Below are 13,919 nucleotides of genomic sequence, written 5' to 3' on the forward strand. Positions count from 1 at the left end.
GGCATTTTAGACCTAGGGGGCTTGGGGCAAAAGAAAAAAAAAAGGGGCGGGAAGAAGGGCGAACGCCCGCCCGGGGGGGGGGGGGGCCCCCCCGCCCCCCCCCCCCCCCCCCACCCCCCACCCCAGGCTCAGCAGCCCAGGCTCAGCACCGCCTCGGCGAAGGCCGCCGGCGCCTCCTGCGGCACGTTGTGCCCCACCCCGGGCAGGGTCCGCAGCTCGCACGGACCGGTGAACCGCTCGGTGCCGGTCTGGTCGGCCGGCGCGATCACCCCGTTGTCGCCGCCCACCAGCACCACCGTCGGAACCCCGACCGGCGGCCGGGCCGCCAGCCGCTCCTCCAGCGCCCGGTAGCGCGGATCCCCCTCCACCAGGCCGTAGCGGTGCCGGTAGGAATGGACCGTCACCGCGACGAAGTCCGGATTGTGCAGACTGGCCGCCGAGGCCGCGAACGCCTCCTCCGCCCCCGCCCAGGTCGGCGACCACAGCCGCCAGAGCAGCCGGCACAGCTCCTCGCGGTTGCGCTCCAGCCCCAGCCGCCCGCGCTCGGAGTGGAAGTAGTACTGGTACCAGAAGTTGTGCTCCGCCTCCGGGGCGGCCGGCTCCGTCGCACCCGCGATGTCCTGGACGGTGTAGCCGCCCGCCGCCACCAGGCCGTGGACCCGCTCCGGGCTGGTGGCCGCCACGACGCAGGCCGCCCGCCCGCCCCAGTCGTAGCCCGCGAGCACGGCGCGGTCGATCCCCAGCGCGTCCATGAAGTCCACCAGGTCCTGCCCGAGCGCCGCCTGCTCACCGCTGCGCGGCGTGCCCCCGTCCAGGAACCTGGTCGGCCCGAAGCCCCGCAGGAACGGCACCAGCACCTCCCGGCCGCCCTCGGCGAGCAGCCGCGCCACCTCGTCGTAGGCCCGCACGTCGTAGGGGAAGCCGTGCAGCAGGATCACCGGGGCGTCGGTCTCCCGGCGGCGCCCACCGGTCCGGTGGTAGGCGATCTCCAGAACCGGTGTCGTCACCCGGTGCAGTTCGGGTGCCTCTTCGATGCTCGCAGTCATCCGGCCATGCTCGCATGCCAGTTGACGTCACGCCCGCTTCCTCGACGCCCTACTCCACGTGGGTGGCGATCACGGTCCACGCCTTGGTCGAGGTGTCGTCCAGCCGGAGGTCGAACGCGAAGGTGATCGGCCGGCGCTCGCGCGCGTCGCCGCGGAGCACCTGCTCGGTGCGACGGTCGACCTCGTAGTAGACGCCCTCCGCGTCGACCGCGACGCGGAAGACGATCGGCTCGCGTGAGACCAGCGAGCGCACCGTGACGGACCTGACGACGGCGTCACGCATGACGGTTCGGTCGACCGTGCGGACGGAGGTGAAGTCCAGGCTGCCGTCGTTCATCACCCACTCCTCGAGGAACCGCTCGACGGCCACCTCGAGCACCGCCTTGTCGAACCGGCCGTCGAGCACGCTCAGATCGCCGACGGCGGTGTCGGCATCCGTGCTCCACGAGATGTTGGTGAGCGACAGGATGTCGCCCGCGCCCTGGACCGCCGTCCTGCCGGCCACCTCGAGGACCGCCTCGCGGGCGACCTCCTTCTGGTCCCAGCCGTCCGTCTCGATGGCACCGGTCAGGTGGTGCGCACCCTCGGCCGCCTGCTCCACCGACGACACGATCCACTCCCCGGCCCGGTTCTTGCGCAGCGTCCAGTACTCGACCGGTCGCGTCGAGCCGTCCTTTCGGACGGCATCCGCGCCGTCGCCGCGGCGTACGTAGTCCCGGAGCGTCGCGGTGACCCGGAAGGTGACGGTGTCGTTCTCCTCGCCCGCGCGATTCGCGACGTCGACCAGCTCGACCACCGGGCCGGAGACGATCTCCACGACGTTGACCTCGCCGCGTGACGCGTAGTCGCGCAGCTGGTCGGCCCACTTGCCGTAGAGCACCGGGGACAGGATCTGCTGCAACGTGGCGTGGTCGTGCCGGGTCCAGGCGTTCTGGGCGGTCACGTAGAGCCAGACGGCCCGGCTCTCGAGCGCGGCGCGGTCGAAGGTCGCGTCCGTGTCGGCGATGGCGTCGACCCGGGCCCCGACCTGGGCGGCGCGCTCGCGCGCCTGCTCGTCCGCGCGGTGCGCCGTACGGTCCGAGACCGTGTTCAGACCGACCGCCTGCGCCGTCCTCCGGCGCCGGTACATGATCCACAGGACCAGGAGGAGGACGGCCACGATCACCAGCAGGAGGACGAGCCCGCCGCCACCGCTGCCGACTCCGGAGCCGAAACCGAAACCGAAGCCGCCGCCGGTCGAGCCGTGGAAGCCGCTGCCGTGGCTGCCACCGCCCCCACCACCATGGCTGCCCCCGCCGCTGAACCCGTGGCTACCGCCCCCGCCGCGGGCGTACGCCACCGCCGGGCTGCTCAGCGTGACGACTCCAGCGACCACAGTTGTCCACCGACGGGCGCGCACCGGGCTCCCCCTTCAAGAATCCGAGCTGTTCCGTACGAGCCTACAAGCAGCGTCGCCCACGCCGTCGGGCCGGCCGGACACCTTCGCGCACTGCCCCCGGCCGGTCACCCAACGCGACGAGGGGGTGTGGTGGCCCTGGCCACCACACCCCCCTGCCCGGCTCCCCGCGCCCGGTGGCGCTGCTACGTTCCGGCGCAGTTGGTGAAGGTGGGCCTGGTCCGTGCGCTGTAGATGCTCGCGCCGCCCTTGGTGTCGTACTTGAGGGGCACGGTGATGGTGTCGTCGGCGGTCCACGGGAAGCCCTGGGCGTCGAAGGTCCAGGTCCCGGTGGCCTTGGTGGCCAGTTCGGACAGCGTGACCCACCCGTACTGGCGCGGGGGCACGCTCACGGTCAGCTTGCTGCCCAGTTCCTGTTTGAGGTCCACCGTGGTCGCACCGTTGATCTCGCCGGTGACTGCGAGCGTGACGTTGGCGAGACCGATGTTTCCGCCGACGCTCAGGCTCCCGCCCAGCTTGAAGCCGATGGTGTTGGTCCACCCCGTGGTGGTGCTCAGCGAGAACTCCCACGGGATCGTGGTCGAGGTGTCGTTGAACCAGATCGGGGAGACGCACGCCTCCGGCAGCGTGAACGGCGGCGTCTGGCTGGCCGTGGACCACGAGCAGGTCGCCGTGTCCTTGTTGCACCGGGCGGCCGCGTAGTCCACGGCGATGTTCCACGCCGTCTGGTAGACCTCGGCGGGTAGCGTCCACTGCTGGTAGGGCGTGTTGTCGCAGCGGTAGGTGTACGCCCAGTTGTCCATGGCGGGCGGTATCTGGACCGTCAGGCAGGTGTTGTCGCCGACCTGGCGGATCCTGAACGCCTTCTGCGCCGATCCGGCAACCGGCTGGACGTACCACTGCTCGGACGCCCGCCCGTCACACGGCTGTTGCCGCAGCTGGTAGCGGGCGGTGGTCAGGTCCATGCACTTGCCGGTGGTGTTGTTGACGATGGCGAACCCCGAGCCGAAGCTCATGCCCGTGTTGATACGCCACGTCGTGGCGGACCCCGGCGCCGGGCTGACCGAGACGGGCGCGTTGTCGTCGTAGCTGCCGTCCAGGACGTCCAGCTGCTTCCCGTTGCTGACGTTGGTGAAGGTCAGCTGGATCAGCGCCGTGAGCGACGTGCCGCTCTCCTCCCGCGCGGCGGCGGGGGCGGCCATGAGCCCCACTGCCGCCAACAGTGCCACGACGACGGCGGCCATCCTCCTCCACGAGGGTCTCGGGTGCTTCGCAGGCGTGGTTTCCATCGGTGGGATCCTTTCGTTCTGACCGTCGCTCAGGACTCTGCGGAGGAAGGGACGAAGACCAGGCGGTTCATTGATCACGGAAGCGTCCAGCCGTGCCCCTCCAGCCACTTCTGCTGGCTCTTGGTCGGCGGCCGCGGACTTCCGTTTCCGTCGTGCTTCCAGGTCCCGTCCCTGTTCAACGCCGTTCCGTCAGTGAAGTGAACGTGGTCCTGCTCGCCCGGAATGATCCCTTTGTCGACCCGCTTGACTCCCGACGGGGCGCTCCCGAGGTTCACTTCCTGGTTCATCTGGTTCGGCGTGGAGGGGCGTTTGGCCGGGCAGTTGTGCACCAGAACCTGGGCCGCCCCGGCCTGGATGTAGTACGTGTGGACGCCGCTGACGGAGAGGTTGTGGACGGTCTGGCCGACGACCTCGCCGCGGTCGTGGACCGTGGCGACCCGGACGACCCCGGAGCCGGGCCCACCACGAATGAGGTCACCGGTCCTGATCTCCCCGGCATCGGCCCAGCCGTGACCCTGGATCCAGAAGGGGTGGCCGTCCGTGGCGGTGATCGTCACCGCTTGCGGGCCCTCGATGCCGATGTCGATCAGGTGCTTGGTGCCTTGACCGGTGATCACGTCCGCGACGGGTTCAGCCGCGGTGTGGCCGGTCGCCGGGTCCGTTGCCCGGACCTGGTCTCCTTCGTGGACGTCGCCGATCGATTTGACAGTGCCGTCGGCCATCACGACCTGGGTGTCGAGCGCGAAGGAATTGCACGACCTCTCGACGGCCTCGGCTGCTTTGCCGAGTGTCGAGGATTCCTTGGCAGCGTCCCTGGCGAGGGTGCCGGCGAGCTTGCCGCCGGGGATCATGCCCAGCGCGTCCATCGCCGCGGCCTGCTTGTTGCCCTGCGCCAGCTGACCGGCCACGGCCACCCCGGAGGCGACCGTCCCGATCGGACCCGGCACGAAGGCCACCACTTCCGCTGCGGTGGTGCCGACGCGGACCACCGACTTCCAACTGAACGTTCCGGCGAGGTCCAGGCCGTTGACCGGGTCCGCGTTGACGTAGTCGTAGTCGTTGGCCGACCCACCCGGTACCGGGTCGACCTGCAGGAACCGCCCCAGGACCGGCAGATAGACGCGTGCGCCCATCTCGATCGCCTGCTGGCCGGCCAGGTGCTCCACCGGCCGCTCGTGCTGGCCCAGCCACCCGAAGTCCATCCCGCCGGCGACCGTCGCGGGGGCGGGGATGTCGGTGAAGGCACCCGTACCGGGGTCGATGTTCTGGCCGTACGGGTCGTAGAGGCGGATGTCACCGGTGCGAGTGGCGGCCCCGTCCGCGGTGAACAGCACGTCTCCGTGGATGTTGGGGTAGGACCAGTTGGTGGTGGCGGCCTTGTCGTAGTTCTTGGTCAGCAGGACCCCGCCGGGCAGCGCGACGATGCGTTGCAGCAGCTTGCCGTCCTTGTCCAGGACGAGGTCCGCGTCGTCGTGCTTGGAGCTGTAGGAGTAGCGGGTGGTTCCGTTCTTCGCTGCGTCGGTGGCGCCGGTGACGGTACGGGCCGTCAACCTGTCGGCCGGGTCCCTGGTGTACGAGATGGTGGTACCGGACGCGGTCGTGGTCTGGATGTGCCGCCTGGTGGAGTCGTAACCCAGGGCATCGTCCCCGAGTCTGACCGTGTCCCCGTGGGTGTCGTAGGCGAGGGCCAGGGTCAGGCCGCCGCTGGTGGACGTCAACCGGTCGGCACCGTCGTAGCAGTAGACGGTGGTGACCGCGAGGCCGCCGTCGCGGCTGTCGGTGAATGCGGTGCGGTTGGTGTTCGACCCCGCCGTCTGCGCCGGTCCGCAGCCGTCGGCCGGGTCGAACCGGTAGGTGAGTCGGTGGTGCGGGACGACCGCCGCGACGAGTCGGCCCACGGCGTCGTAGGTGTAGGAGTAGTTCGCGGCGGGCTTCCCGTCCGCCGTCACCACGTCGTCGGTGACACGGTTGTCCCGAGAGCGGGTCACCGTGTCGACCACGGTGGACGCGGCTGTCCTCCACGTCAGCGCCGTCGGCTTGCCCGATCCGTTGCGGGCCAGCGAGTCCAGGCGGGATCCGTTGCCGTAGGCGACTCCGGCCAGTTCGGTGGCCGCGTCGTAGGAGGGGGTGGCGACGGTGGTCCCGTCCACCTTGACGTCGGTCAACTGGTTGGCGTCGTTCCAGGCGTACGCCACCGTGCTGGTCACGCCCTTGACGGTGGTGGTGTCCGTGATCAGGCGCCCGACCTGGTCGTAGGTGGAGGTGGAGGTGACGCCGTTGGCGTCGGTGTACCCGACCTCCTGGCCGAGCAGGTCGATCGCCGTGGTGATCGAGCCGTTCTCGTCGGTCGTCCTCGCCGTCAGCGGGTCACCGCCGACGGCGTAGTCGGTGGTGACGGTGCGTGCGGGCTTGTCCCCGTAGGCCGGAGAACTCCGCTTGACCACCCGTCCGCGGGCGTCGTAGGCGGTGCAGGTCCACGCTTCGTCGTTGACACGTTCGGCGACGACTCGGCCGGCCTCGTCGTACACCGTCTCGCCGGTGAGCGCCGCCCCGCTGCCCGGCTTGGCCGCGGTGGCGGTCCTGGCCATGCCGCCCTGGTTGGCGGCCGGAGCGCTCGGGTCGCAGGGGTTGGCGCGGGTCTCGGAGTCGCCGTAGTAGACGGTCGTGTTGCGCTTGTCGGGGTTGGCGAGGTCACCGGCGGGCATGGCCGAGGCCAGCTTGCGCAGGTATCCCTCGCCCGGGCGCTCGTAGCTGGTTCGGGCGGTCAGACCCAGTCCGCCGGGATCACCCGTGGTGGACACGGTGAGCCCGTACGCCGGGTCGATGCCCGCCGCCGGGTCCGAGTAGCTGCTGGTGCTGTGCTTGGACGGTGCCCGCTCCTGGCCGCCGCCGGAGGTGTCGTCGGTGGTGGTGCCCGTCGCCCAGCCGTAGCGGGGCGCGAGGTTCGTGCCGGGCACCGGGGCCGGGGCACCGGCCCCGGGCGGGGTCCAGGTGAAGGCCAGGGCCCCCGTCGTGCCGGAGCGGTTGTAGTAGTCGACGCGGACCCGGTGCCAGCTGCCGGCCGTGCTGTTGGCGTACGTGCCGGTGACCGCGGTGGCGGGTTTGTCGCCCCAGCCGTCGACGGTCAGGACGTCGTCGACCCAGAGGCGGACTCCGTCGACCGCGGTGAACCCGAGGCCGTACTGCCCGGCGGCCGGGAACTGCAACTCGCCGGTGAAGCGCCCGGACCAGCCACCAGTGTTCGGCACCGGTGGGCTCGTTCCCCACGACCGTGACAGTGCCCCGTCCGCGGCGCCGACCCCGGTGGCGAACACCGTCGGGACGCCCGCCAGTTCCGGGTTGTCGTAGAAGGCGGCCGACAGCCCCGCCAAGCCCTCGTCATAGCTGGTGCGGGTGTGCGGCATCGTCGCCGCGCACGCGGGTGTCGGGGTCTGGCCGGTGAAGCAGGAGGCCGGTGCGGGCCCGTACTTGTCGACCGGGCGGTCGGCGTGGTCGTAGACCGTGGTGGAGCGTCGGCCGGCGCTGTCGACGGCCGCGGTGGCCTGGTCCTTGGTGTTCCACTCCGCGGCGATGCTCGCCCCGGTGAAGTCGGTGGTGACCAGGGTGCGTCCGGCGTCGTCGTAGGTGACGGTGCGGGAGCGGGTGGAGTCGTACACCCCGGCCAGGGCCACGGTGGCCTGCTTGCGCTCCAGGTAGTACTGGTAGAAGTGCTCGGCGCGTTTGTCGCCGGAGCGGCCGTCCGGGGCCGGTGCCAGCACCTGCACCGCGCGCAGGGCGGGCGGTTCCTGGGGCTGTTCGGTCACGGAGTCGTAGCCGATCACCGTACAGGCGGCGGCGGTGTCACCGGTGTTGGTGCAGCCGTTCGCCGCGGACGGGGCCTGGTGCGCCACCCAGTCGTAGGCCAGACTGCCCCGGATGGTGGCCAGCGGCCCGATGCTGTCCAGGGCCTTCTGCTTCTCCTCCTCGTTGTCCCCGGCCTCGTCGTAGCGCTGCTTGGCCGAGGCCCGGCCCAGGTAGTCGAAGTCCTGCATGACCGCGCCGGGGTTCTCGACCCGGGCCAGGGTGCCCATCTGGTACCAGAGCCTGGTCTCGCTGCCGTCCCAGTACCGGACCCGGCACAGCATCTGCGGCGGGGCCGGGTCGGAGCCGGGCGGGCGGGGCACTCCGCCGTAACAGCCGTCGCTGCCGTCGGTGTTGTAGAAGAGCTGGTGCGACCGGCCGGAGACCGGGTCCTTGATCTGCGTCAGCCGCGGTGGCGTCCCGCTGTAGCCGTACTGCAGTGCGGCCGGCTTCTTGCCGTCCAGCACCGACTCCACCGCCGCCAGGGTGCCGTCGGGGTTGAACAGCGACACGGTGTCGCCCTCGGTGAGCGTGATCCGGCCCGAGGTGTCGAAGGCGAGCACCCCGTCCTCGCCGACCGGCGGCGCGTAGCCGCCGGTGGAGGCCTTGGCCCAGGTGTGCTTGCCGCCGGCGCCGTCAGTGAGCACCACCGAGCCGTCCAGCATCTCGGCCCGGCTGTAGCCGCTGGACTGCGCCGACAGCGTCCAACCCGCCGGGAGCGCCTGCGAATCCGCGGAGAACAGCCACTCCGTCGGCACGATCCTCGGATCCAGGTTGTGGGCGCGCTGGTCGTCGGTGCCGGTGCTGCTCTTGGCCCACAGCACCATGCGCGGACGCTGGTCGGAGTGGTGGTACAGCTCGACCCGGATCGGCACCAGTTGGCCGGCCTTCAACGCGAGGTCGTGGTCCTGGCGCGGGCCGGGCAGCAGGAAGTCGTCGCCGGGCTCGGCGGGCCCGGGGTTGTCGTAGACGAGCTTGTCGCCCAGCCAGATCCGGGCGCCGTCGGTGTGGGCGCCGGCGAACCGGAAGTCCCCGGTGACCGGGGCCTTGAACTGGCCTTCCCAGCGCACGACGAACCAGTTCTTGTCCAGGGCGGGCGGCATCGGGTTGTCACGCCACGGCAGGTTGTCCGGGTTGCCGGTCCACGGGATGCCCCAGTCCAGGTTGACCTGTGACTCGCCGCGCACCATCACGGGGATCGCGTCCGGGGTGCCCGAGTGCCGGGAGTCGTTGAAGTACGACGTGCGGACGCCGTGCGGGGCGCCCTCCCGGGAGTTGTAGGCGAGGTTCACCCCCGCCGATCCGCCGACAGTCCGGAAGGCCGGCCCGGCGGCCTCGACGTGGGCGTTGCCGTTGAACAGGTTCACCGTCACCGGGCCCAGGTGGTCGGTCGGTGCCGGCCCCGGGTCGCCGACCCGCTGGTTGACCGTGAAGTGCCCGACCCACTGCGGCGGCGTCGCGGTCGTCCCGCCGGACACCGCGGTGGCCGCCGTCCAGGTGTAGCGGCCGCCGTCGTGCAGCACGTGCTTGGGGACCGTCCACTGCGGCTGGTCGAGGCAGCCGGAGTCCACCACGCTGCCCGAACGGCCGTCGAACCCGGTGGAGATCTTGAAGCAGTAGAGGACGCCGTCACCGGCCGCGGCCACCTGCAGCGCGGGCGTCTCCGTACCCACCACGGCACCGTCGACCGGGGACACCAGACTGGTCTGCGGCGCCGCCGGGGCTGCGGCGCGCACGGATCCGCGCGCGCCGGGCCGGGGATGCCCGCCCGTCGCCAAGGGCGCGAAGTCGGCCTTCGGCTGCCCCACCTCGGCCTGCGGCTTCTGCTCGGCCGCCGACGGGACCGACAGGATCGGCAGGTCCCGTGGGACCGTCCTCGCCGGGGCGGACTCGGGCACGGATGCGGGCTCGGGCAGGGGCGCGGACGCCGACGCCTGCGCCGATGGCAGGCCTCCCGCCTGGGCCAGCGAAGCCACCAACACCGTCGCCACCATGAACACGACCCACCGGAACCACGAGCGCGCGGACCCCCGCGCCATGCCGGCACCTCTGGACAAGGCCCCCTCCAACGCCGTCGACGCCCGCCGGAACCCGCGACACGTCAGGGCGCGGGCCAACGCTCCTGCACTCCCGACCGGGAGGCATACGCAACGACTGGCATCCTCCGGGACCGGCGGGCCCCGGGGAACAGGTGCCGTGCACCTTGGCCGGAACCACCGGATCTCCGGGCCGCCAAACGGAACACCCGCCGCAGGGCCCGGCCGTCACCGCCGGCCCTCCTGTCAGGGACATGGTAAAGATCGTGCCCCTGGGCATCCCTAAGCGGAGTTGTGGAACCGCCCGGCGCGGGTGCCCCAATTGGCCGGAACCGTACGGCCCGTCGAGCACCCGGCCGATGGCGCGCGACCGTCGGCGCGGTCCCCGGTCCGCCTACGCGCAGTGACGCCGCCCGGCCCGGACGGCGGGCCGGGGCAGCGGGCCAGGACCAAGGCCAGGGCCAGGAATTGATCCGCATCCGAACCGGGAATAGCCTGGAAGCACCGCGAGTTGGCGGGCCCCGGCAGTCCGTACTCCGCCCCCGCCGACCGGCACGGCGTCAATCCGCCGTGTCCATGTGCTGCGTTCATCCGCTGCGTTCATCTGCTGTGTTCAATCTGCTGGGGGCGCCCGATGCACACCCACCCGGCACGGGCCCTGGCCGTCTGTTCGCCAGGGCACGGCAGACTCCACCTCTTCGTCGGCGCGGAGGACGGCACCGTACGGCACCAGGCCTTCGACGGCGGCTGGCACCCCTGGCACACCCTGGACCGCCCCTGGCCCGCGCCCGGCACCCCCGGGGCCACCGGCGCCCCCGGCTTCAACTGGCTGAGCGCGACAGCGGTCGAAGGCCGCCCGGTCGAGGTGTTCGCCCTCGGTGCCGACGGCGAGCTGTGGTGCCTGCGCCCGGGCGCCGGGGAGCACCCGCACTGGACGTCACTCGGCGCCCCCGCCCTGGGCCGTGGCCCGGTGACCGGCTTCACGGTCGTGCCGGGCCGGCCCGGCGAGGTCCACCTCGTCCTGGAAACCCTCCCGGACACCGGCGCCCCCACCTGGGAGCATCTGCACGCCCACCCGAGCAAGGGGCCAATTGTGCTCCGCACGGGCGAGCGACCACCCGGCCACCTCGCGGCCACGGCCACGGCCACCGCACCCGGCCTAGTCGACCTCCTCCTCACCGACCCCCGCGAACACCTCCTGCTCCACGCCCGCCTGGAGGGCGACACCCCGCCGACACACCAGCCACCGCCCTGGGAGGCGCTCGGTCCGCTCCCCGACGGCGACGAACGCTCCTTCACCTGCCTCGCCGCGACGGAGCGTGACGTCTTCCTCGGCGGCGACCACGGCCTCCACCACTCCGCCCTGGCCCCCTGGCTCGGCTGGGAGCAGCTCGGCGGCGACCTCACCGCCGGGGCCCCGACCAGCACACGGGGCCCGACCGACGCCCGGCTGGCCGCCGTCGCCTCCGGCGGCGGCCGCCTCGACGTGTTCGCCGTCTGGTCCGGCACCGCCCTGATGCACCGCCGCTTCGACCGCGGCTGGCAGGACTGGCAGCTCCTCGACCTGCCGGCCGCGCCCACGGACAGCTACCCCGTGCTGCGCCCCGAGGACCTGGTCACCCTGACGGTCCGGAGCCAGGGCCTGCACCAGCGGACGCTCCCCGACGGCACGGTGCAACTGGTCGCCGACCCGGGCGGCGGGCACCTGCTGGTGGACGTCCCCCCGCAGCACCTGGCCGAGACGGTGGTGGAGTCCGGACAGCCGCCCCGGGGCTTCCTGGCCGGGCCGTCGACCCTGTGCTTCGCCGTCGGCGCGGATCCGGTCACCCTCACCGTGGCCGGCCTGCTCGACGCGATGAACCGGCTGCCGCTGCTCGTCACGACGGCCACCACCGCCGACCTCCTGGCCCGGCTCGAAGTCCCCTGGAACCTGCTGCTCGCCCTCCAGCCGGACGCCCGGTGCACCCACCGCACCCTGCCCGCCACCGGCGCGGCCGGCGGCACCGAACTGTGGCACAGCCGGATCACCGGCCCGGACGGGCACCTGACGGCGCATCCCCTGCGCTCCCTGGCCGACGGCACCGACCACGGCACTCCGCTGGACACCTGGTACGACAGGATCATCTCGGCCGCCGCCGCCTCCCCGGCCGTGCCCCTCACCGTCGACCGACTGATCCTCAGCGCCTACGGTGCCCGGTTCTCCGCCGCCGCCCACTGGCCCCGGCTGGAGTGGGCCCACGACGCCGCGCTCGGCCGGGACTTCCACGTCAAGGTGTCCGTCCCCGGCGCCCTGTTCCCGTTCGGCCACCGGGCCGCCTACATCGAGGTCTCCGACCGCCGGTTCGACGGCACGGACCCCTCGGTGGCCGCCCTGCACCGCAAGGCGTTCCTGATCGTCACCGAACCCGTCCGCGACGACTACGGCATCGGCGCGGGCGGCCCGCACGAGCGCCGGTTCCCGTTCCAGAGCGTCTCGATCGACCCCGGGCAGACCGGCGGCCTCGACGACGCCTCCTGGATCCCGGCGGACTCCTCGGCCATCCCGCCGAGGTGCTTCTGGCCGACCAGGGGCGGCGCCCCGGTGGTGTTCACCCTCCAGGCCACGGCCGGGCAGCAGTCCGTGGAGCTGCACCTGCCGCTGCTGTTCGTCGAGGACGCCGCCACCGGCGCCGACCACGGCGCGGCGCTCGACCGGATCTACGGGACGGGCCCGCACACCGGGCCCTTCGCGAACCCCGGCCGCCCGCTGTCCGACCTCGGCGTCCGCGTCCCGCTCGCCATGGCATCGGCGACCCGAGCCGTGGAGGGCGCGGTGCAGGAGGTGCAGTCGATGACCTTCGGCGGGACCGGTGCCGGGCTCTCCCCCAGCGGAGTCGGCTTCTACCCGCAGGTCACCCAGCTCGCCGTCGGCCTGCCGGCCGTCCGCCGGCTCCTCGGCCCGCTCCCGGCGCTGCCCGCCACCGTCTCGAAGGCGCTCGTCGACACGCCCTGGGGCAGCCCGGCACCCGACGCGCTGCTCCAGCTCGTGACGCCCCTGCCGCTCGACTTCGGGGCCGCCGGGGCCCGGGTCGGCGGGCTGTCGGCGCCCAACATGACCGTGTCGCAGATCTCCCGCACGCTCGGGCCGGCCGTCAGCGACGCCTTCCGGACCGATCCCACCAAGCTGTTCGCCCCGGATGCCACCCTGTTCGGCGTCGTCCCGCTGAGCAGCCTGATCAAGGCCGTCTCCGCCCCGCCGACGCTCGTCTGGACCGGGGAGGGCACGCCCACCCCGTCCGCGGAGCTGACCTGGCACCAGGGGCTGGCGAAGGACGCCGGACCGTTCCACCCCGGCCCCGACTGCTCGTTGAGCATCGACGTGAGGTCCCAACTGGTCAACGGCAGAGCGGAGATGCACGCCACCGGGGTGATCACGGACTTCCGGCTGATCGTCCCCGAGCCGAACGCCCCCGCGTACGTCACCCTCACCTTCCCGTCGGTGACCTTCACCGCCGACCCCGGCAAACGGCTGGACCTCAAGGTCCGGCTCTCGGACGTCACACTCGGCGGGGACCTCGGCTTCCTCGCCACCCTGGAGCGGTACCTCTCGTTCGGGGAGGACGGCCCGAGGATCGACCCCTCGGCCACCGGCATCACGGCCTCGTACACCGTCGCCGTCCCCAGCCTCGGCCTGCTGGTGTTCAGCCTGCAGAACCTGACCATCCAGGTCGGCGTCACGCTCTCCCTGACCGGCCGGCCCCTCCTGATGGACTTCGCGTTCGGCACCCGGGAGCGGCCGTTCCTGGTCACGGTGTCCGGCTTCGGCGGCGGCGGGTACCTGGAACTCGGCCTGAGCGCCGGCGGGGCCGACAGCGGCCTGCAACGCTTCACCGGCGGGATCGAGTTCGGCGCCGCCATCGCGATGGACTTCGTCATCGTCTCCGCGGAGGTGCACGTCTTCGGCGGCGTCGTGTTCGCCAAGAACGGGACCGACACCGAGGTCACCGGCTATCTGCGGATCGGCGGCAGCGTCTCCCTGCTCGGGCTGATCAGCGTCTCGATCGAGCTGACCCTCGCCCTGACGTACGACGCCACCAGCGGGTCGCTGAGCGGTTCGGCGCGGCTCGTGGTCACCGTGGACCTGACCTTCTTCTCCAAGTCCTTCACGCTGGAGTGCCACAAGTGCTTCGGCAACTGCCCGCCCTCCGTCGGACAACGCGCCACCCTCCCCGGCGCCCCGGCCACCGCGGACCCCTCGGTCCGGGCCGCGCTCGGACCGCAGGGGCAGTCCTTCCCGTGGCAGACCTACTGCCGGGCCTTCGCAGGGGAGTGA

General features: G+C 72.1%; 5 protein-coding genes. 1 reads left to right on the forward strand and 4 read right to left on the reverse strand.

Annotated features, from left to right (window positions below):
* Positions 1–128 precede the first annotated feature (128 nt).
* The 4 genes from ACZ4W5_RS19665 to ACZ4W5_RS19680 all read right to left on the reverse strand — a co-directional run bounded on the left by ACZ4W5_RS19665 (position 129) and on the right by ACZ4W5_RS19680 (position 9,469).
* Positions 129–1,046, reverse strand: coding sequence for an alpha/beta fold hydrolase (locus tag ACZ4W5_RS19665; protein ID WP_465655806.1), 918 nt, complete (start codon positions 1,044–1,046; stop codon positions 129–131).
* A 49-nt stretch (positions 1,047–1,095) separates the two neighbouring features.
* Positions 1,096–2,421: a Tim44 domain-containing protein gene (locus ACZ4W5_RS19670; RefSeq protein ID WP_465655808.1), complete on the reverse strand. Its 1,326-nt coding sequence runs from the start codon at positions 2,419–2,421 to the stop codon at positions 1,096–1,098.
* Between the two features lie 206 nt (positions 2,422–2,627).
* A complete protein-coding gene (locus tag ACZ4W5_RS19675) occupies positions 2,628–3,686 on the reverse strand; it encodes a ricin-type beta-trefoil lectin domain protein (RefSeq protein WP_465655810.1) in 1,059 nt (352 codons plus the stop codon).
* 119 nt (positions 3,687–3,805) lie between these two features.
* Positions 3,806–9,469, reverse strand: a complete 5,664-nt coding sequence (locus ACZ4W5_RS19680; protein ID WP_465655812.1) for a PA14 domain-containing protein — start codon at positions 9,467–9,469, stop codon at positions 3,806–3,808.
* Between the two features lie 772 nt (positions 9,470–10,241).
* On the opposite strand from ACZ4W5_RS19680, the gene ACZ4W5_RS19685 reads away from it, so the two are divergent.
* Positions 10,242–13,919, forward strand: coding sequence for a PLL family lectin (locus tag ACZ4W5_RS19685; RefSeq protein WP_465655814.1), 3,678 nt, complete (start codon positions 10,242–10,244; stop codon positions 13,917–13,919).

The sequence above is a fragment of the Kitasatospora sp. NPDC029367 genome, from assembly GCF_055569135.1.

Bases quoted from the DNA above. Each gene is read 5' to 3' on its own strand.
- ACZ4W5_RS19675 (WP_465655810.1), bottom strand. From the start codon at position 3,686: ATGGCCGCCGTCGTCGTGGCACTGTTGGCGGCAGTGGGGCTCATGGCC.
- ACZ4W5_RS19665 (WP_465655806.1), bottom strand. From the start codon at position 1,046: ATGACTGCGAGCATCGAAGAGGCACCCGAACTGCACCGGGTGACGACA.
- ACZ4W5_RS19685 (WP_465655814.1), top strand. From the start codon at position 10,242: ATGCACACCCACCCGGCACGGGCCCTGGCCGTCTGTTCGCCAGGGCAC.